Consider the following 20,519-nt stretch of genomic DNA (forward strand, 5'->3'; position numbering starts at 1 on the left):
AGATAGCCTGCCAGATTTTTTTGATATGTCAAAACAATTCTTGCGACGGATTATTGCGACTGCAACACGCTGACACATTGCTGCGGCAGATCGTTCATTGTCAGCTCGCGCTTCGGCTTGGGCTTGGGCGCATTCGGATCGCGGGGCTTGGGCTTTGGGGGGTTCAGGATGTTGTTGACCCATTGCTGCGCCTCGGCACAGCCATCGCCCGGCGGTGGGGCCGCCTGATCGACGCAACCGCTTGCGCCCCTGGGGCAGGCCAGGCGCACGTGGAAATGATAGTGGTGCCCCCACCATGGCCGGATCTTGCGCAGCCAGTCGCGGTTGCCCGTCTCATCGTTGCACATCTTCACCTTGGCGCCGGGAAAGATGAAAATGCGCGCGACGCGCGCATCGCTGGCGGCGGCCTTCAGCACCTCGTGCTGGCCGCGCGTCCAGCCCGCATTGACATAGGCGCCATTCGCGCGCCGCATCGACACGGCCGACAGGTTTTCGCGCTGGTTTATGCTCAGGTTCAGGCGGGGCGGCGGCATCAGCCAGATATCCGCGTCCAGACCCAACTGATGCGACCGGTGCCCGCTCAGCATCGGGCCGCCGCGCGGCTGGCTCATGTCCCCGACATAAAGGCCGTTCCACCCCGGCAGGCGCGCCGCCTTGGCCGACAGGTCGGCAACGAAATCCACCAGTTGCGGATGGCCCCAGTTACGGTTGCGCGACAGGCGCATCGCCTGCCATGTCGGCCCGGTCTGCGGCAATTGCACACCGCCGGATATGCAGCCCTTGGCATAGCTGCCAAAGGGTGCGGGTTGCTGGCGCGATCCGGTGCGCGCGGCGCCAAAGAACTGCTTGGCCTGCTTGCCCTGCATTGAAGCGGGAACACCCTGCGCCGCCGCCGGTAGGGCCAGCGGACAGATCAGCGCAGCGGCGGCGGCAAGGGCAAGCGCCCTGAGATATGCAATCATTCGGCTGAATCTCCCTGAGGTTTCACCCAGACTAACAGCACCAGCCCGATCAGGAAAAGCCCGATCAGCGGACTGACGCCAATCTGTTGACTGCCTGTCGCCGCCGTCACCACCCCGATCAGCGCGGGCGCAATGAACGCCGTCGCCTTCCCCGCCAGCCCGTAAAGGCCAAAGGATTCGGCCATATGGCCGGGCCGTGCCTGGCGCACCATCATCGTCCGGCTGGCCGATTGTATCACGCCCCCCGCCGCGCCGATCACGGCACCGCAGAGGTAAAACAGCACATCCGGCAGGACCGAGCCGGGCGCGAGGGCGATCCCATAGACCCGCGTGCGCGAGATGAATACGATCGACACAGCGACCAGCAGCAGTGCCAGAATGGCCGACACGATCACCGGCTTTGGCCCGAACCGATCATCTGCATGGCCGCCCAGCCACGCAAACACCGCTCCTGAAATCAGCGCAAGGATGCCGAAAGTTCCGGTCTGCACCACGTCCCAGCCCAGCACTCCGGCGGCATAGATCCCGCCAAAGAAATACATCCCGTTCAGCGCGTCACGGTAGAACATCGACGAGGCCAGATAGGCAAACATCGACGGCGTTTTCGGCAGATGCCGGACGGTCCGCGCCACGCTGCCCAGCGCCCGGCGCACGGCCATTGCGCCGCCCCGTTTGGGGGCAGGCTCCTTCACCCACAGGAAAAACGGCACCATGAACAATATGTACCAAAACCCCGTCAGCGGCCCGACAAACCGCGTACCCTCGCGCTGCGCCGCATCGAACCCAAAGGCCGGATCGTGCCCCAGCAGCGTTTTGCCCGTGCTGGCGCTTTCGGCGAAAAACAGCAGCATTACCATCAGCGCCGCCAACCCGCCGACATAGCCAAAGGCCCAGCCTGTGCCCGAAATGCGTCCGATTTCGGATCTGTCGCCTATATCCGGCAGCATCGAGTTGGTGAAAATCGTCGCGAACTCCATCCCGATCATGCCGATGACAAAGAAGCCCAGCACCAACACAAGGTTCAGATCATAGGGCGTCGCCCACCAGATGCCGAAGGCACCGATCACATACATGACCGAAAACACCTTGATCCACTGCATTCGTGCGCCAGAATGATCCGCCAGCGCGCCCAGTATCGGCGCGCCCAGCGCGATGATGATGCCCGCCACGGCAATACCCGTCGCCCAGACCGTCTGGGCCTTGGCGCCGTCGCCGATCAATTCCTTTATATAAGGGGCAAAGATGAACGTTATCAAAAGGGTATTGTAGGGCTGGCTGGCCCAGTCGAAAAAGAACCAGCCCCAGACCCGCCGCGGAAATGTCGAAAATCCCATGTCATCCTCAAATCAGCGAAAGGTGCCACCTGCGCAATGGCGTCGATATGACAGCGCCACCTCTGCCACGGCAAGGTTTTCCTGCGATGGCTTTGCCATGCAGCCTGCCCTTGCGCTTTGCGCCGCTCCGGCTTACCTCCAAGGCGTCTTTGGAAAGGACTGTTTTCGATATGCTGGCAATTTACGGACCGCTGCAACTGATCCTCAGCATCATCTATTTCGTGATGATCGTTCACATCATCATGAGTTGGCTGATCAATTTTCAGGTGCTGAACCTGCGCCAGCCGCTGGTCGCGCAGATCTGGGAGGGGCTTAACCGCCTGCTGGAGCCGATTTATCAGCCCATCCGCCGCATCCTGCCCGACACCCGCCCGCTGGATCTGGCGCCGCTGGTCGCGCTGATCGTGGTGATTTCGCTGCGCGCCTATGTGCTGCCGGTGATTTTCGGCTTCGCCTGACCGGCATCCGGGGCTTGTTCACCGAATCTTAGTGTGAAAATACTCTTGTAAGAGCAGCCCGACACATTCTTGCAGGATATCCCCATGCCCCCCGCCGCCGCCCTTCTGAGGGACATCTTCGGATTCGACGCCTTCCGCCCCGGGCAGGAGGACATCGTGACCGCCGTCGCGGATGGGCGCAACGTGCTGGCGATCATGCCGACGGGGGGCGGCAAATCCCTGTGCTTCCAGCTGCCCGCGCTGATGCGCGAGGGGGTGACGGTGGTGATCTCGCCGCTCATCGCCCTGATGCGCGATCAGGTCCGCGCCCTGCGCGCGGCGGGCGTCGAGGCCGGCGCGCTGACCTCCGGCAATACCGAGGAGGAGACAGCCGCCGTCTGGGAGGCGCTGGAAGCCGGGCGCCTCAAACTGCTTTATATCGCGCCCGAGCGCCTCGCCGCCGGGTCGTCCATGGGCATGTTGCGCCGCATCGGCGTGTCGCTGATCGCCGTGGACGAGGCGCATTGCGTCAGCCAATGGGGCCATGATTTCCGCCCCGATTACCTGCGCATCGGCGAATTGCGCCGCAGCTTGGACGTGCCGCTGGCCGCGTTCACCGCGACGGCGGACAGCGAAACCCAAGACGAAATCATCGAAAAGCTGTTCGATGGCGCCGCGCCCGAACGGTTCCTGCACGGGTTCGATCGGCCCAACATCCACCTCGCCTTTGAGGCCAAGAACAGCCCCCGCCGCCAGATCATGGACTTCGCCAAGGCGCGCAAGGGCCAGTCCGGCATCGTTTATTGCGGCACCCGCGCGCGCACCGAAACGCTGGCGCAGGCGCTGCGCGAGGCAGGACATAACGCGGTTGCCTATAATGGCGGCATGGAAGCCGGTCTGCGCCGCGAGGTCGAGACGCGCTTTAATGCCGAAGACGGACTGATTGTGGTCGCAACTGTCGCCTTCGGCATGGGCGTGGACAAACCCGACATCCGCTGGGTCGCCCATGCGGATCTGCCCAAATCCATCGAATCCTACTATCAGGAAATCGGCCGCGCGGGCCGCGACGGCGCCCCCGCCGAGACGCTCACGCTCTACGGTCCAGACGATATCCGCCTGCGCCGCTCCCAGATCGACGAGGGGCTGGCCCCGCCCGAACGCCGCATGGCGGATCACGCGCGCCTGAATGCGCTCTTGGGTCTGGCCGAAGCGCTGGAATGCCGCCGCGTGAAACTGCTGGGCTACTTCGGCGAGGACACAGAGCCTTGCAAGAATTGCGACCTCTGCGACACGCCCCCCGCCACGTTCGACGGTACCGAGGCGGTGCGCAAGGCGCTGTCGGCCATCCTGCGCACCGGCGAATATTTCGGCGCGGGCCACCTGATTGACATCCTGACAGGCAAAGCCACCGAAAAGGTCCGCCAGCGCGGCCATGACGATCTGCCCACCTTCGGCGTCGGCAAGGAAATGTCCAAGCAAAGCTGGCAGGGAATTTTCCGCCAGATGATGGGGCATGATCTGGTGCGTCCCGATCCCGAACGCCACGGTGCGCTGCGCATGACCGACCCCGCCGTGCCGATCCTCAAGGGCGAGGAGCGGGTGACACTGCGCAAGGACACGGTGCAAAGCACCGACCGCCGCCCGGCGGTCAAGGCGCTGGTCTCGGACGAGGACGCGCCGCTGCTGTCGGCGCTCAAGGCGAAACGCCGCGCCTTTGCCGAGGCGCAGAGCGTGCCGGCCTATATCGTTTTCAACGACCGCACACTGATCGAAATGGCCGAGCTGCGCCCCGCCACGCTGGATCAGATGGCGCGCATCGGCGGTGTCGGCGCGAAAAAGCTGGAGCAATACGGCGACGCCTTCCTGTCGGTCATCAACGGCGACGCGGCCCAGATGCACCCTTCCCGGCGCAAGCTGGCCGGGCGCGCAGCGGGCAGCGTCTATGACCGGCTGATTGAAACGCAGGCGCAACTGGCGCGCGGCGCGGAGGGTCTGGAAAAACCTCTGAGTTGCTCGACAACCCTGATCACCCGCATTGCCGAAACGCGACCGCGCGACGCCGCGCAGATGGCGCGTATCCTGGGCGACAAACGCGCCGAACGGTTTGGCCCTGCCTTTCTGGACGTTCTGCAAGAGGCGGACTAGATGTAGGAAAATCTGAAAGGATCTTCCATGCTCGTCGTCATCTCGCCCGCCAAGAAACTGGATATGTCGCCCAGCGACACCGCAGCCACCGTGCCCGGCTTTGCCAAGGACGCGAATGCGCTGGCCAATGTCGCGGGCAAGCTGAGCCAGGCCAAATTGCAGAAACTGATGAGCATCAGCGCCGATCTGGCCAAACTGAACGCCGAGCGGTTCTCCAATTTCGGCGATATGGACAGCAAGCCCGCCGCGCTGGCCTTTGCCGGGGACACTTATCAGGGGCTTGAGGCCGGCAGCCTCGACGCTGATGAAATGGATTGGGCGCAGGATCACCTGCGCATCCTTTCGGGCCTTTACGGCCTTTTGCGCCCGCGCGACGCGATCCAGCCTTACCGGCTGGAGATGGGCAGCAGGCTGAAAACCGACAAGGGCAAATCGCTGTATGAGTATTGGGGCACCCGCATCTCCGAGGCGCTGAACCGGCACGCGGCCGATGTGCGGGCCGATGTTTTGGTCAACTGCGCCAGTCAGGAATATTTCGGTGCGGTCGATGAGGCCGCGCTGAACCTGCGTGTGATCACGCCCGTCTTCATGGAAGACAAGGGCGGCACCCCGAAAATCGTCAGCTTCTACGCCAAGAAGGCGCGCGGCGCGATGGCGCGGTTCATTGTCCAGAACCGCCTGACCGACGCAGATGCCCTGACGGATTTCGACACCGGCGGCTATTCATACCGCCCGGACATGTCAGAGGAAAACAAACCGGTTTTCGTGCGCACCTCCGAAACGGCAGCGGCCTAAACCGCGCCGCCTTGTTGGGCGATCCGGACCATCGCCTACGAAGGTGAACAAGCCTTTAAGTTCAATGCCTGAATCATTGCCCTGGGGCGGGACGCATGGCACCATGCATCTTCGCTGTCCGGAGGGTTCCCATGGTACGCCAATTTCTGCTGTCGCTCTGCCTTGTCTGTTTCGCTGCGCCATTGGCTGCTGACCCCGCTGTGCCGGAGCGCCGCGCGATCATCACGCGCGATGTCGATTTCTACGGCTCGGATCTGACTGCGCTGTTCGACACGACCTACCCGGCCTGTCAGGCAGCATGTCTTGCCAATCCCGAATGCCGCGCCTTTACGTTCAACACGAAATCAAAAGCCTGCTTTCCCAAAAGCGCGATACGTGCGGAAAGCCCGTTCAATGGCGCCTATTCCGCGCGCATCGCGGACACCAGCCCCCGGGTGCTGGCGCAATCCGCCGCGCGCGCAGACGATCTGGAATTTCTGGGCGATTATACCCTGCAACAGGTACGCAAGCAGGCCGAGGATATCGGGCGCACCCATCCCGGCGGCGGCTATACGGCGCAGGCCATGATACAGGCCGCGCAAGACCGGATCGCCGAGGGTGACATCGTGAACGCCATGCGCTGGACAGGCGCCGCCGCATCCAGCAGCGATGCCAGCGATCAGTGGACGGAATATGCCCGCCTGTCGCTGCTGATCGCGCAGGACAAATCCCGGCACGCGCAGCGGGCCGTCACCGCTGCCGCCAACGGGTATCTGCGCGGGCTATCGGATGGGGCGCGCGTCAACGCGCTGCTGATCCTTGCGGACGCCCTGGAGCGGACCGGACGGGGCCGCGAGATGGTTCAGGCGCTGCGCCTTGCCAATGACATAGACCCGCGCGCCGATGTTGTCGCCGCGCTGGACGTGGCCGCGGCGAAATACGGGTTTCGCATCAGCGAAAACACCACCGACAACGAAAGCGCAACACCAAGGATCTGTGCCGAATTCACCGAAGATCTGATCGAGGCGGGCACCGATTACGCACCCTATGTGCGCCTGGCTGATCCCGGCCTCGTGGTGCGCCCAGAGGGGCGCCAGATCTGCATCGACGGCGTCCAGCATGGCGAACGGTATCGCATTACTTTCCGCCGGGGCCTGCCCGCCGCAACGAGTGAAACGCTGCTGAAAGATGTCGAAATCACCGCCTATGTGCGCGACCGCGCGCCGCAGGTCAGGTTTCCCGGCCGGGCCTATGTGCTGCCCCGCGCCGCCGACACCGCGCTGCCGGTCGAGACGGTGAACCTTGATCAAATCGAACTGGCCCTGCGCCGCGTCAGCGACCGCAATCTGCTGCGCGCCATTCAGGACGATTATTTCGGCCGTCCTCTGAACGGCTATGACCTCAACAATTTCTCGGACAATATCGCACAGGATATCTGGACCGGCACAGGCGAGGTGCAGAACCAGCTGAACCAGACCATGACGACACGCCTGCCACTGGGTGACGTGCTGGCCGATCAGCCGCCGGGCATCTACACCCTGACGGCCAAGGTTGAAGGCGGCGACAGCAATGAGGACTCCGGCGCGACCCAATGGTTCGTGCTGACCGATCTGGGCCTGACGACGCTGATGGGCAATGACGGCCTGCATGTCTTTGCCCGCAGCCTTGCCAGCGCCGGCGCACTGGAAGGGATTGAGGTCACGCTGCTGTCGCGCGCCAATGCGGTGCTGGGAACGGCGACCTCCGATACGGACGGCCATGTGCAGTTTGATGCCGGGCTGACGCGCGGCACCGGCGGCGCCGCACCTGCGCTGGTGATCGCCAAGAACGGCGACGAGGATGCGGCGTTCCTGACACTGACCGACCCAGCCTTTGATTTGTCCGATCGCGGGGTCGAGGGGCGCCCGCCCGCGCCGCCCGTCGACGTGTTCCTGGCCACCGACCGCGGCGCCTATCGCGCGGGCGAGGTGATCCATGCCACGGCACTGGCCCGCGATGACCATGCCGATGCCATCACCGGCCTGCCGCTGACCGCGATCCTGACGCGCCCGGACGGGGTGGAATACGCCCGCCACCTGTCTGCCAAGGACGCGGCAGGCGGTCACGTTTTCAACCTGCCCGTGGGGGAGACGGCGCCGCGCGGCACCTGGACGCTGGACATCAAGGCCGATCTGGATGCCCCCGCGCTGGCCAGCACCCAGCTTCTGGTCGAGGACTTCCTGCCCGAGCGGATCGATTTCACCCTGTCCCTGCCCGAAGGCACGCTTAGCGCGGACGCGCTGCCGCCGCTCAAGGTCGAGGCGAAATACCTCTTTGGTGCGCCCGGCGCTGGGCTGAAATCCGAGGGCCAGCTGGTACTGCGCCCGACCCGTAGCCTAGGTGAATTTCCCGGTTACCTCTTTGGCCGCTATGATTCCGAAACCGGTCCGCAGGTGCAAGTCTTTGACACCGGGCTGACCGACACGGACGGCAGGCTGACCCAGCCGCTGGACCTGCCCGAAGGGATCGACACGGATCAGCCGCACGAGGCGACCGTCGTGCTGCGCCTGCGCGAGGGATCGGGCCGCCCGGTCGAGCGGCAGATAACCCGCACGCTGGCCCCCACCAAACCGATAATCGGGATCAAGCCCGCGTTCGACGGCGTCGTGCCGCAGGGCAGCGAGGCGCGGTTCGACGTTATCGGCGTTGCGCCGGATCTGACCCGCACGGACATGCCGGTGAAATGGACGCTGAACCGCGTGACCACGCGCTATCAGTGGTATCAGCAATACGGCAATTGGGAGTGGGAGCCGATCACCACCCGCGCCCGCATCGCCACCGGCGAGGGCGTATTGGGCGCAGCGCCGCTGACAGTGATCGCCCCCGTCGAATGGGGCCAGTACGAGCTGCTGGTCGAACGCAGCGATGGCCCCTATGTGGCCTCCTCGGTCGATTTCTACGCCGGGTGGTATGCGCCCGCCGATAGCAGCCAAACGCCCGACACGCTGGACCTGTCGCTGGATAGCCAGACCTACACCCAAGGCGACACCGCGCAGTTGCGCATCGTGCCGCGCTATGCCGGCACAGCGCTGATTACCGTGATGTCCAACCGCGTCATTTCCCGCAGGGCGGTCGACGTGCGCGAGGGCGAAAACGTCATCCCCATCGACGTGACCGGGGATTGGGGCGCCGGCGCCTATGTCAGCGCACAGGTGATCCGCCCGATGGATGTCGCGGCGGGCCAGAACCCGGCCCGGTCGCTGGGGCTGGCCTATGCCACGATCGATCCCGGCAAACAGCAGCTGAACGTCACCATCGACGCGCCGGACACCTCGGACCCGCGCGGCCCGCTGACCGCAAAGGTCAAGGTGGACGGGCTGGAGGGCGAGACGGGCTTTGTCACGCTTGCCGCCGTCGATCTGGGCATCCTCAACCTGACCGGATTCGACAGCCCCGATCCGTCGGCGCATTACTTTGGCCAGCGCCGACTGGGGGTCGAAATCCGCGATATCTATGGCCGCCTCATCGACGGCATGAACGGCGCCGAAGGGCGCGTGCGCTCGGGCGGGGATGCCGGAAACAGCATGTCCCGTCAATCGCCCCCCCCGACCGAGGAGTTGGTGGCTTATTTCACCGGCCCGCTGACCGTCGGTGCGGACGGCACCGCCGAGGCATCCTTCGACATCACCGATTTCAACGGCACCGTGCGCCTGATGGCGATTGCGTGGAGCGCTCAGGGCGTCGGGCAGGCGGACCGTGACGTGCTGGTGCGCGATCCGGTCGTTCTGACCGCGTCGGTGCCGCGATTCCTTGCGCCGGGCGACCGCAGTTCGATGTTGCTGGAAATCGTCCACGCCACCGGCCCCACCGGGCGCGTCGGGCTGGACATCACGGCGCCGGGCCTGACGCTGGCGGGCAGCGTCCCGACAGGCTTCGATCTGGGCGAGGGGCAGAAACAATCCTTCCGCCTGCCCGTCACCGCAGGCGAGGCCGGCGATTATGATATCCGTATCGCCCTGACCACTCCTGACGGCAAGGGGCTGACCAAATCGCTGACCCTACCGGTGCGTGCCAACGATCCGCCCGTTTCCCAGACCCGCCAGTTCCAGCTGGCGGCAGGCGGTACCTTCACCCTGTCCGATGACATATTCGCCGGCTACCGCCCCGGCACGGGCGAGGCAGTGATCTCGGCCGGGGCGCTGGCGCGGCTGAACGTCCCGGGCCTGCTGCAATCGCTGGATCGCTACCCCTATGGCTGCACCGAACAGGTGACATCGCGTGCGCTGCCGCTGCTTTATTTCAATCAGGTCGCCTCGGCCCTCGGCCTTGGCAATGACGGCGCGATCAGGGCCCGTATTGATCAGGCCGTGGCGCGCGTGCTGACGCGCCAGACGTCAAGCGGCGCATTTGGCATGTGGCGCGCGCAATCCGGCGACTTCTGGCTGGATGCCTATGTCGCAGATTTCCTGTCACGCGCCCGCGCCGAGGGTTTCGACGTGCCGGACCGCGCCTTTACCATGGCGATGGACAACCTGCGCAACCGCGTGAACTACGCCCCAGATTTCGACAATGGTGGCCAGGATATCGCCTATGCCCTTGTGGTTCTCGCGCGCGAGGGCGCGGCGGCGATGGGCGATCTGCGCTACTACGCCGACGTCAAATCGGGCGATTTCGCCACCCCCCTTGCGCAGGCGCAACTGGGTGCGGCGCTGGCGTTCTACGGCGATCAGACGCGCGCCGACCGGATGTTCAACGTCGCACTGGCGCGCAGCGCGGATGATACCGACGGCCCGCATGTCTGGCGCGCCGATTACGGCACCGCCCTGCGCGACCGCGCCGGTGTGCTGGCGCTGCTGGTCGAGGCGGGCAGCGACGTGGGCGACCGCGACGCGCTGGCCCGCGGCCTGAACACAGACGGCCCGCACCTGTCCACGCAGGAGGAGGCGTGGAGCCTTCTGGCAGCCCGCGCCCTGATCGATGACACCTCGGCGCAGGGCCTGACGCTGAACGGCGATCCCGTCACCGGGCCGTTTATCCGCACGCTGGAGGCCGACACAATTCAGCCGCAGACGATCACCAACACCGCGCAGCGCGATACGGACATCACGCTGACCACCTTTGGCGTGCCGCTGGTGCCCGGCCCGGCGGATGGCTATGGCTACCGGATCGCGCGGCAGTATTACGACATGGACGGCGCGCGGGTCTCGCTGGAGGGCGTCCCCTCCGGCACCCGTCTGGTGGCCGTGCTGACCGTGACCCCGTTCGAGGAGTCTCAGGCGCGGCTGATCATCGACGATCCGCTGCCGGCGGGGCTGGAGATCGACAACCCGAACCTTGTCAGTTCGGGCGATGTGCGCGCGCTGGACTGGCTGGAAACGGCCTACGCGGAGCATAGCGAATTCCGGTCAGACCGGTTTATCGCAGCGGTTGATTGGCGGCAGGACAACGCGTTCAACCTGGCCTATATCGTGCGCGCCATTTCGCCGGGGCAGTACCATCACCCCGCCGCCACGGTCGAGGACATGTACCGCCCCGAATACCGCGCGCACACCGATACCGGCGCCATGACTGTGACCGAGTAGACCCATGCGCGCGCATCGCTGGACCTTCGCGCTCGCCCTGTCGCTGACTGTGGTGGCGGCTGCGCGCGACGGGTTGGACGCTTGGGTGGATCGCACGCCGATGCCCCCGCTGCTGAGCGCGACGGGGGCGCAGGTGCTGGACCGCAACGGCAATACCTTGCGCGTTTATACAGTGGCGGACGGTCGCTGGCGGCTGGCACCGGGGGCGGTTGATGCCGGGTATCTGGAGATGCTGATCGCCTATGAGGATCGCCGTTTTTACACCCATTCCGGCGTCGATCTGCGCGCCATGGCGCGCGCGGTGGTGCAGGCCGTCTGGCATGGCGGTATCGTGTCGGGCGGCTCGACGTTGACGATGCAGGTCGCGCGTCTGATGGAGGAGGGCAGTACCGGGCAATGGGCGGGCAAGCTGCGCCAGATCCGGCTGGCGCTGGCGCTGGAGCGGCAATTATCCAAGCAGCAGATCCTCAACCTCTACCTGACCCGCGCGCCCTATGGCGGCAATATCGAGGGCATCCGCGCCGCAACCCTCGCATGGTTCGCCAAGGAGCCCGCACGCCTGACGCCCGCGCAATCCGCGCTGCTGGTCGCCCTGCCCCAATCGCCCGAAACCCGCCGCCCGGACCGGCACCGCGATGTGGCCCGCACCGCGCGCGACCGCGTGCTGGATCGCATGACGCGGCAGGGGCGGCTGGATATCGAAACGACGCAGGCGGCCAAGCTGGACCCCATCCCGCATACGCGCCGCCCATTCCCGGCCCTCGCGCCGCATCTGGCCGACCGCGCCATTGCGGATAATCCCGCTACGCTTCGCCACGATCTGACCATCGACACCGGCCTGCAATCCAAGCTGGAGGTGCTGGCCGCCCGCGCCGTCCGCGACCTGCCGGGTGCGGTATCTGTGGCCATCGTGCTGGCCGATCACCGCAGCGGCGATATCCTCGCGTCGGTCGGATCGGCGGGCTACGACCTTGGCGCGCGGCAGGGCTTTGTCGATATGACGGACGCGCTGCGCTCGCCAGGCTCGACACTAAAACCGCTGATATACGGCATGGCGTTTGATCGCGGCCTTGCCCACCCGCAGACCCTGATCAATGACGCGCCGGTCCGGTTCGGGGCCTACGCGCCGCAAAATTTCGACGGCCACTTTCGCGGCGATGTGACAGTGACAGACGCGCTGCGCCAATCGCTGAACATCCCCGTCGTGCGCCTGATGGACGAGATCGGCCCGGCCCATCTGATGGATTCAATGCGCCGCGCGGGCGCACAGCCCAAACTACCCGGCGATCACGCGGGCCTTGCCGTCGCGCTGGGCGGCATCGGCGTGACGTTGACGGACATGGTGCAGCTCTATGCGGCCCTCGCGCGCGGCGGTGAGGCGATCCCGCTGCGCTGGCGGCAGGGAAACCAGACGCCGACTTCCACCCGCATCCTCAGCCCCGCCGCCGCGTGGCAGGTGGGCGACATTCTGGCCGGTCTGGCCCCGCCCCCCGGCGCCCCGCGCCGTGCGCTGGCCTACAAGACGGGCACGTCCTACGGCCACCGCGACGCCTGGGCGCTGGGATGGGACGGCGCGCATGTGGCGGGTGTCTGGATCGGGCGGCCCGACGGCACGCCCGTGCCCGGCGCGTTCGGCGGCGATCTGGCGGCGCCGATCCTGTTCGAAGCGTTCCAGCGGCTGAAATCCCGCCCCGATCCCCTGCCCGCGCCGCCGCCCGAGACGCTGATCGTCTCGACCGCCGAATTGCCGCAACCGTTGCAGCGTTTTACCCGGCGCAACGCCATCTTTGCCCCCGATCGCGGCACGCCGGAGGTGATCTTTCCGCCGGACGGCGCGCGCATGGCCACTGGCGAAACGGGTCTGGCCGTCAAGGTGCGCGGGGGCAGGCCGCCCTACACGTTCATGGCGAACGGCCAGCCGCTCCTGACCGGCGTGCAGGCGCATCAGGCCAATCTGGCCGGTCTTGGCACGGGATTCAGCCAGATCGCGGTGATCGACGCGCTGGGGCGCAGCGCCCGGGTGAACATCCGGCTTGATTAAAGCGCGCCCTCGGCAGCCGAGCGGATGGCGCGGATATTCGCACCATAAACCGCTGGATTACTGACGCTGCCGCCCTTGAACACGCCCGATCCGGCGACGAGCACATCCGCCCCCGCCTCGGCCATCAGGGGCGCTGTTTCGGGTGTCATGCCGCCGTCGATCTCGATATGGATGGGCCGATCGCCGATCATCGCGCGCAGGCTGCGCACCTTTTCGATCTGGCTGTGAATGAACTTTTGTCCGCCAAAACCGGGGTTGACCGTCATCACGCAGACCAGATCAATCATGTCCAGCAGATGCGTCACCGCGTCCAGCCCCGTGCCGGGGTTCAGCGCCAGACCCGCCTTGCACCCCGCCCCGCGAATGGCCTGCAACGTCCGGTGGATATGCGGCCCGGCCTCCAGATGCGCGGTCAGAATGTCGGCGCCCGCGTCGGCATAGGCGTCGATATAGGGATCGACCGGCGCGATCATCAGATGCACGTCCATCACCGTTTTGATATGCGGGCGGATCGCCTTCAGCAGGGGCGGGCCGAAGGTGAGGTTCGGCACGAAATGCCCGTCCATCACGTCGACATGCACCCAATCGCAGCCCTCTGCCTCAATCGCCTGTATCTCGCGGCCGAAATCGGCGAAATCGGCGGATAGGATCGACGGGGCGATCTTGATCTTGCGGTCAAATGTCATGGGCTGGCTCCGGGGTTGCTGCTGAGGGGTAAATGGGGCCTGCGCAGGGCCAAGGTCAAGGCCGCGCGATTGCCGCGCCACCGTGTTTATGCGACCAAGCGGGGCAATCCCCGTCCGAGAGGCCCGAAAATGACCGAAACGCCCCGCGATCCCGCCGAACTGGAGGCGCCCTACAAATTGCAGGAGGTGCTGGGCTATACCCTGACCGAATGGTCCCGCGATTTCGCCGTGGTCGAGGCGGATTTTACCGACATTCTGAAAAACCGGCAGGGCCTGCTGCATGGCGGCATCCATGCGCTGCTGCTGGATACGGCGATGGGATACGCCGGATGCTACACTGGTCAGCCGGGCGTGCAGCAGAACGCGCTGACCCTGTCGATGACGGTCAACTATGTCGGCCAGTTGCAGGGCACACGCCTGATCGCCACCGGGCGGCGCACCGGGGGCGGGCGCAAGGTCTATTTCGCCGTGGCCGACGTGACGGACGACACTGGCGCACGGCTGGCCACGGCAACAGGCGTCTTTCGCTACCGCAGCGGGCCTTTGGTTGGCGGGGCCTCTTGACCTTCCAGTGACTGGAACCCCTATATCGCCAGCAAGAGATTGGCAAAAGGGGTCGGGCCATGGCGGGCACATATACGATTCGTCTGGACGGGATGACCTGCGCAGGCTGCACCGGACGGGCCGAGCGGGCGATTGCGGCGGTGCCGGGCATCGGCGCCGCGTCGGTCAATCTGGCTACACGCAGCGCGCAGGTCGATCTGGGGCAGGCATCGCTGGGGGATGTGGCGCAGGCGGCGCAAGGCGCGGGCTATCCCGCGCATGAGGCCGAGGCGCGGCTGAGTATTCCCACCATGCACTGCGCGTCCTGTATCGCACGGACCGAGGCAGCCTTGCAGGCCGTGCCCGGCGTAACGCAGGCGTCCGTCAATCTGGCGACACGGGCCGCGCGAGTTATGTATCTGGACGGCGCGACCACACCCCAAGCGCTGGCGGATGCCGTGACCAAGGCGGGCTATCCCGCCGAGGTGCAGGCAGACGGCGCCCCCCAATCGGCGCAGAATGACGACGAGGCGCGCGGCGCCCTGCGCGTGACCCTGATCGCCGGGGTGCTGACGCTGCCGGTTTTCATCATGGAAATGGGCGGTCACCTGTTCCCGCCGCTGCACCATGCCATCAACAACAGTATCGGCATGCAGACCGCGTGGCTGATCCAGTTCGTGCTGACCACGCTGGTGCTGATCTGGCCCGGACGGCAGTTCTACAGCATCGGCATCCCCGCCCTGTTGCGCGGCGCGCCGGAGATGAACAGCCTTGTCGCGCTGGGCACTTTGGCGGCGTGGGGGTATTCCACCGTCGCGCTGTTCGCCCCTGCCCTGCTGCCGGGGAACGCGCGCGCCGTCTATTTCGAAGCGGCGGCGGTGATCGTCACCCTTATCCTGCTGGGCCGCTGGATGGAGGCGCGCGCGCGCGGGCGCACCGGCGCGGCGATCGAGGCATTGATGGGCCTGCGTCCCGACACCGTGCGCGTCGAGGAGGATGGCCAGATCACCGAGCGCAGCGTCGACAGCCTGACGGTCGGCGCCCTGATCCACGCAAGGCCGGGCGAGCGGATTGCCGTGGATGGCGAAATCACCAGCGGCAACAGCCATATTGACGAAAGCATGATAACGGGCGAGCCGATGCCGGTGCGCCGCGCGCCGGGCGATCCGGTGATCGGCGGGACAACCAATGGCGCGGGCGCGCTGATCTATCGCGCCACGCAGGTCGGCGAGGGCACCGTTCTGGCGCGCATCGTTGCCATGGTCAGTCAGGCACAGGGCGCAAAACTGCCGATTCAGGCAACGGCAGACAAGGTCGTGCGCGTCTTTGTCCCCGTCGTGATGGCGGTGGCGGCGGCGACCATCGTGGTCTGGCTGGCCTTCGGCACGCTGCCCATGGCGCTGGTCGCGGGGGTGTCGGTCCTGATCATCGCCTGCCCCTGCGCGATGGGCCTTGCCACGCCCACATCGATCATGGTCGGCACGGGCCGCGCGGCGGAACTGGGCGTGCTGTTTCGCAAAGGCGATGCGCTGCAACGGCTGGAGGGCGCGCGCGTGATTGCGTTCGACAAGACCGGCACGCTGACCGAAGGGCGCCCGCAGGTCTTCGATATCGCGCTGGCCGAGGGACGCAGCGGCGATGACGTGCTGGCCATTGCGGCAGCTGCCGAAGCGCAGTCGGAACATCCCATTGCCCGTGCGATCGAGGCTGCCGCCGAGGGGCTGACCCTGCCCGCCGTTCAGAACATGCAGGCCGAGGCCGGTCATGGTCTGACTGCGGATGTGGCGGGCCAGCGCGTCCATATCGGGTCGGCCCGCCTGCTGCGCGATGCGGGCATCGACATGGCGGCGCTCGCGCCCAAGACCGAGGCGTGGCAGGCAAACGGCCATAGCCTGGTCCTGATCGCCATCGACGGCACGCTGGCCGGGGCATTGGCGATCTCGGACGCGATCAAACCCGGCACCAAGGCGGCGATTGATGCGCTGCATGACGCGGGGCTGAGCATTGCGATGATTTCCGGCGACAGCGATGCGGCGGCACGCCATATCGCGGCGCAGATCGGGATTGACCATGTGGTCGCCGACGTACGCCCCGATGGCAAGGTGGACGCGCTGGAGGCGCTGCGCGACCGGCACGGCGCGGTTGCCTTTGTCGGCGACGGAATCAACGACGCGCCGGCGCTGGCGGCTGCCGATGTCGGCATCGCCATGGGCACCGGCACCGACGTGGCGATGGAATCGGCTGATATCGTGTTGATGTCCGGCGACCCGTTGGGCGTCGTCACCGCGCGCCATGTTTCGGCCCGCACCATGCGCAACATCCGGCAGAACCTGTTCTGGGCCTTCGCCTATAACGCCGCGCTGATCCCCGTGGCGGCGGGCGTGCTCTATCCGCTGACCGGCACGATGCTGTCACCGATGTTGGCGGCGGGGGCGATGGCGCTAAGTTCCGTCTTCGTGCTGGGCAACGCGCTGCGCCTGAAAGGCCTCAAAAGGCCGGAGGGCGCGGCATGACCATCAAGGATGTCGCCAAAGCCACCGGCCTGCCCGCGAAAACCATCCGCTATTACGAGGACATCGGCCTGATCCGCCCGACCCGCGCCGCCAACGGCTATCGCAGCTTCAGCGCGGAAGAGGTCCATAAACTGGCCTTTCTGGGCCGCGCCCGTGCGTTGGGGTTTTCCATTGCAGAATGCCGCGATCTGCTGGACCTTTACGACGACAAGTCGCGCGCCAGCGCAGATGTGCGCGCCATCGCAGCCCGCCATCTGGCCGACATCCAGCAAAAGATCGACGCGCTGGCGCAGATGCGCGATACGCTGGCCCATCTGGTCGATGCCTGCGCAGGGGATGAGCGGCCCGACTGCCCGATCCTGCGCGACCTGTCGGGCTGACGGCGGCGACACCGGCAACGACAACGACACCGGGCACTTGACACCGGGCAAGCCACGGTTCAACGCTCTGCGCCATGTTGGATCTGCGCCCGGTAGGATATGTGATCGGCCTTACGACCATGGCGCTGGGTCTCGCCATGCTGTTGCCGCTGCTCGTGGATATCGCGCAGGCGCGCGGCAACTGGCATGTCTTTGCGCAAACATCGATCCTGACCATCCTGATCGGTGGCCTGGTTGCCGGGGCCTGCCGCAACGGTGTGGGCCAGGGTCTGACGATCCGGCAGACATTTTTGCTGACAACCGGCGTCTGGGTGGTACTGCCACTGTTCGGCGCGCTGCCCTTCATGCTGGGCGCAACCACGCTGGACTTTACCGATGCCTTTTTCGAGGCGATGTCGGCTCTGACCACCACCGGATCGACCGTGATCACCGGGCTGGATGACCTGCCCAAGGGAATACTGCTCTGGCGCGGTATCATGCAGTGGCTGGGCGGAGTGGGTATCATTGTCGTCGCCATGGTGTTCCTGCCCGAACTGCGGGTCGGCGGCATGCAGATTTTCCGCGCCGAGGCGTTCGACACGATGGGCAAGATTCTGCCCCGCGCCGGTGAGATTGCCAGCCGCATATCGGTGATCTACGTCGCCCTGACGCTGGCCTGTTCGCTATGCTACGTGGCGACAGGAATGACCGCGTTCGACGCCACGGTCCACGCCATGACCACGGTCGCAACCGGCGGCATGTCCAATTTCGACGCGTCCTTCGGCGCCCTGCACCCGTCGGCGGAATATGTCGCCGTCGTCTTCATGGTGCTGTCTGCCCTGCCCTTTGTGCGCTTTGTGCAGTTGATGGCCGGCACGGCGCGCCCGCTGCTGATGGATCCGCAGGTGCATGGGTTCTTCAAAACGGTGTGCTGCATTGTCGGCGCGCTGACCATCTGGCAGTTCATTCAGCGCGAGCACCTGACCGAAGAGACCTTTCGCGAAGTGCTGTTCAATGTCGTGTCGATCATCACCGGCACCGGATATGCCAGCGAAGACTACATGTTATGGGGCCCCTTTGCGGTATCGATCTTCTTTTTCACCGGGCTGATCGGTGGCTGCGCCGGATCGACCGCCTGCTCGGTCAAGATTTTCCGCTATCAACTGCTATTCGCGTCAATCCGCGTGCAACTGGCCCGCATCCACAGCCCGCATGGCGTGTTCACGCCACGATATGGCGGGCGCAACGTGGATGCCGACGTGTTGAACTCGGTCATGTCGTTCTTCGTTTTCTTCACCGTCACGCTGGGCATCATATCGGTGCTGCTGGGGCTGACCGGCCTTGATTTCACGACCGCCGTCTCGGGTGCCGCGACCGCGCTGGGCAATATCGGCCCCGGTCTGGGGGACACGATCGGACCATCGGGAAATTTTTCCACCTTGGGCGACACGTCCAAGTGGGTTCTGTCCACCGCCATGCTGATCGGGCGCTTGGAGGTGCTGGTCGTCTATGCCATATTCACCGTATCTTTCTGGAGGAACTGATGCCCGATACTTCGCAAACGCGCCCTTTGGGGGCCCAAATCTCGCATATGCTGAAATCGCGCGGGGTCGACACGATTTTCGGCATCCCCGGGGTGCATAATCAGGAAATGTATCGCGGCATCGAAGAGGCCGGCATCCGGCATTTTCTGGCCCGTCACGAACAGGGCGCGGGCTTCATGGCTGACGGCTATGCACGCGCCAGCGGGCGGCCGGGGGTCGCCTATGTGATCACCGGGCCGGGTCTGTGCAATACGATGACGCCGATGGGTCAGGCCTATTCCGACAGCGTGCCCGTGCTGGTGCTGTCCTCGTGCCTTGATGACACGGCGGCGACACGCGGCCAGTTGCACCAGATGCTGGACCAGCAGGCCGCAGGCGCAACCGTGTCCGACTGGTCCTATACGGCAAACACGGCCAGCGCCGCCTATACGCTGATCGACCGCGCCCTGAGTGAATTTCAGACCAAGCGCCCCCGCACCAAGCATATCCAAGTGCCCATCGCCGCGCTGGAAGGCAATGCCGAGGCCGCGCCCAATGCCCCCCCCACGGTAAAGCCCGTGCGCCACGTCCTGCCCGAGGGGATCGCGGGTCAGATCATGGCGGCCAATCGCCCGCTGTTTATCCTTGGCGGCGGCGCCGTGCGTGCCTCTGAACAGGCGCGCCGTGCGCTGGCCACGCTGAAGGCGGCCAGCTTTCCCACCGACGCGGGGCGTGGCATCATCTCGGTCGCCGAAGATCCGCTGCATTTCGGCGGCTTTCTGGGCCGCCCCGAGACGGCGAAGGTCGCGGCCAGCGCCGATCTGGTGATCGTTGTCGGCAGCGAGCTGTCGGAAACCGACCTGTGGCGCGACAAGCTGGAGCATACCTGCCAGATGATCCGCGTCGATATCGACCCAGAAGTGCTGGGCCAGGAACCCGGCAGCATCGCCGTGCCGATGGACGCGAACGATTTCTTTGCCGGGCTGAATGCCGCCATCGACGGCCACAACGCGCATACGTCATGGACCGCCGATGAGGTCACCAAGGCGCGCAAGCGCTGGCGCGCCGAATCGGATTCCGAGCGTCCGGGCATCGCGCGTATCTGCGACGCCCTGCGCGATGTGATGCCCGAGGACACGATGTTCTTCTCGGACATGACCCAGTTTGCCTATGCCGGCAAGGAATTCTGGGACATGGATCGCCCCGGCCACTGGCACCACCCCTACGGCTTTGGCACGCTGGGTTATGCCCTGCCCGCCGGCATCGGTGGCGCGGCGGCGCGCCCCGGCCTGCCGACCGTGGTGATCGCCGGCGATTACGGGTTTCAATATACCGTGCAGGAACTGGGCACGGCGGTCGAGCTGGGCCAGCCTCTGCCGATCCTGCTATGGGATAACGGCAAGCTGAAAGAGATCGAGGACAGCATGGTCGCCGCCCAGATCGCCCCCAATTCAGTGATCGCGCATAACCCAGATTTCTGCGCGTTGGCCGAAGCCTATGGCGCGAAATCGGCGGCACCCAAATCGCTGGGCGCGCTGAAAAAGGCCGTGACAGCGGCGTTCAAGGCCGATGGCCCGACACTGATCTACATGACTGGTGACATGGCCGATTGATACCAGGGCCGGGAAAGCGCAGGCTTTC

General features: G+C 65.5%; 13 protein-coding genes. 10 read left to right on the forward strand and 3 right to left on the reverse strand.

Annotated elements, in window-relative coordinates; translation table 11 throughout:
* Positions 1 to 50: 50 nt before the first annotated feature.
* Both mepA and FGD77_RS04710 read right to left on the reverse strand, forming a co-directional pair.
* Entirely contained in the window at positions 51 to 962 is a 912-nt protein-coding gene (gene mepA / locus FGD77_RS04705) for a penicillin-insensitive murein endopeptidase (protein WP_255006807.1), read from the reverse strand.
* Complete coding sequence (locus tag FGD77_RS04710; protein ID WP_255006810.1) at positions 959 to 2,296, reverse strand: MFS transporter; 1,338 nt, start codon at positions 2,294 to 2,296, stop codon at positions 959 to 961. Before FGD77_RS04710 ends, mepA begins: the two co-directional genes overlap by 4 nt.
* 170 nt (positions 2,297 to 2,466) lie before the next feature.
* On the opposite strand from FGD77_RS04710, the gene FGD77_RS04715 reads away from it, so the two are divergent.
* The 5 genes from FGD77_RS04715 to pbpC all read left to right on the forward strand — a co-directional run bounded on the left by FGD77_RS04715 (position 2,467) and on the right by pbpC (position 13,254).
* Entirely contained in the window at positions 2,467 to 2,754 is a 288-nt protein-coding gene (locus FGD77_RS04715) for a YggT family protein (RefSeq protein WP_255006813.1), read from the forward strand.
* An 84-nt stretch (positions 2,755 to 2,838) separates the two neighbouring features.
* A complete protein-coding gene (gene recQ / locus FGD77_RS04720; RefSeq protein WP_255006815.1) occupies positions 2,839 to 4,878 on the forward strand; it encodes a DNA helicase RecQ in 2,040 nt (679 codons plus the stop codon).
* Positions 4,879 to 4,905: 27 nt separating this feature from the next.
* On the forward strand, positions 4,906 to 5,673 hold the full coding sequence (gene yaaA / locus FGD77_RS04725; RefSeq protein ID WP_255006817.1) for a peroxide stress protein YaaA: 768 nt from the start codon (positions 4,906 to 4,908) through the stop codon (positions 5,671 to 5,673).
* 131 nt (positions 5,674 to 5,804) lie between these two features.
* On the forward strand, positions 5,805 to 11,213 hold the full coding sequence (locus tag FGD77_RS04730; protein ID WP_255006819.1) for an alpha-2-macroglobulin family protein: 5,409 nt from the start codon (positions 5,805 to 5,807) through the stop codon (positions 11,211 to 11,213).
* Positions 11,214 to 11,217: 4 nt separating this feature from the next.
* Entirely contained in the window at positions 11,218 to 13,254 is a 2,037-nt protein-coding gene (pbpC, locus tag FGD77_RS04735; protein WP_255006820.1) for a penicillin-binding protein 1C, read from the forward strand.
* Here pbpC and rpe read toward each other — a convergent pair.
* Positions 13,251 to 13,940 carry a ribulose-phosphate 3-epimerase gene (gene rpe, locus FGD77_RS04740; protein WP_255006822.1) on the reverse strand — a complete coding sequence of 230 codons (690 nt, stop codon included), beginning with the start codon at positions 13,938 to 13,940 and terminating at the stop codon, positions 13,251 to 13,253. The genes pbpC and rpe overlap by 4 nt on opposite strands.
* Positions 13,941 to 14,069: 129 nt before the next feature.
* On the opposite strand from rpe, the gene FGD77_RS04745 reads away from it, so the two are divergent.
* The 5 genes from FGD77_RS04745 to FGD77_RS04765 all read left to right on the forward strand — a co-directional run bounded on the left by FGD77_RS04745 (position 14,070) and on the right by FGD77_RS04765 (position 20,491).
* A complete protein-coding gene (locus tag FGD77_RS04745) occupies positions 14,070 to 14,504 on the forward strand; it encodes a PaaI family thioesterase (RefSeq protein WP_255006824.1) in 435 nt (144 codons plus the stop codon).
* Positions 14,505 to 14,563: 59 nt separating this feature from the next.
* Positions 14,564 to 16,996 carry a heavy metal translocating P-type ATPase gene (locus FGD77_RS04750; RefSeq protein WP_255006826.1) on the forward strand — a complete coding sequence of 811 codons (2,433 nt, stop codon included), beginning with the start codon at positions 14,564 to 14,566 and terminating at the stop codon, positions 16,994 to 16,996.
* Complete coding sequence (gene cueR / locus FGD77_RS04755; protein WP_255006827.1) at positions 16,993 to 17,376, forward strand: Cu(I)-responsive transcriptional regulator; 384 nt, start codon at positions 16,993 to 16,995, stop codon at positions 17,374 to 17,376. The genes FGD77_RS04750 and cueR overlap by 4 nt, the downstream gene beginning before the upstream one ends.
* A 74-nt stretch (positions 17,377 to 17,450) precedes the next feature.
* Positions 17,451 to 18,899: a TrkH family potassium uptake protein gene (locus FGD77_RS04760; RefSeq protein ID WP_255006829.1), complete on the forward strand. Its 1,449-nt coding sequence runs from the start codon at positions 17,451 to 17,453 to the stop codon at positions 18,897 to 18,899.
* Positions 18,899 to 20,491 carry a thiamine pyrophosphate-binding protein gene (locus FGD77_RS04765; RefSeq protein WP_255006830.1) on the forward strand — a complete coding sequence of 531 codons (1,593 nt, stop codon included), beginning with the start codon at positions 18,899 to 18,901 and terminating at the stop codon, positions 20,489 to 20,491. Before FGD77_RS04760 ends, FGD77_RS04765 begins: the two co-directional genes overlap by 1 nt.
* Positions 20,492 to 20,519 lie beyond the last annotated feature (28 nt).

It is taken from the genome of Roseovarius sp. M141 (assembly GCF_024355225.1).
Taxonomy (GTDB): Bacteria; Pseudomonadota; Alphaproteobacteria; order Rhodobacterales; family Rhodobacteraceae; genus Roseovarius.

Bases quoted from the DNA above. Each gene is read 5' to 3' on its own strand.
- cueR (WP_255006827.1), top strand. From the start codon at position 16,993: ATGACCATCAAGGATGTCGCCAAAGCCACCGGCCTGCCCGCGAAAACC.
- mepA (WP_255006807.1), bottom strand. From the start codon at position 962: ATGATTGCATATCTCAGGGCGCTTGCCCTTGCCGCCGCCGCTGCGCTG.
- FGD77_RS04745 (WP_255006824.1), top strand. From the start codon at position 14,070: ATGACCGAAACGCCCCGCGATCCCGCCGAACTGGAGGCGCCCTACAAA.
- FGD77_RS04715 (WP_255006813.1), top strand. From the start codon at position 2,467: ATGCTGGCAATTTACGGACCGCTGCAACTGATCCTCAGCATCATCTAT.
- FGD77_RS04730 (WP_255006819.1), top strand. From the start codon at position 5,805: ATGGTACGCCAATTTCTGCTGTCGCTCTGCCTTGTCTGTTTCGCTGCG.
- FGD77_RS04750 (WP_255006826.1), top strand. From the start codon at position 14,564: ATGGCGGGCACATATACGATTCGTCTGGACGGGATGACCTGCGCAGGC.
- yaaA (WP_255006817.1), top strand. From the start codon at position 4,906: ATGCTCGTCGTCATCTCGCCCGCCAAGAAACTGGATATGTCGCCCAGC.
- recQ (WP_255006815.1), top strand. From the start codon at position 2,839: ATGCCCCCCGCCGCCGCCCTTCTGAGGGACATCTTCGGATTCGACGCC.
- pbpC (WP_255006820.1), top strand. From the start codon at position 11,218: ATGCGCGCGCATCGCTGGACCTTCGCGCTCGCCCTGTCGCTGACTGTG.
- FGD77_RS04710 (WP_255006810.1), bottom strand. From the start codon at position 2,296: ATGGGATTTTCGACATTTCCGCGGCGGGTCTGGGGCTGGTTCTTTTTC.
- FGD77_RS04760 (WP_255006829.1), top strand. From the start codon at position 17,451: ATGTTGGATCTGCGCCCGGTAGGATATGTGATCGGCCTTACGACCATG.
- rpe (WP_255006822.1), bottom strand. From the start codon at position 13,940: ATGACATTTGACCGCAAGATCAAGATCGCCCCGTCGATCCTATCCGCC.
- FGD77_RS04765 (WP_255006830.1), top strand. From the start codon at position 18,899: ATGCCCGATACTTCGCAAACGCGCCCTTTGGGGGCCCAAATCTCGCAT.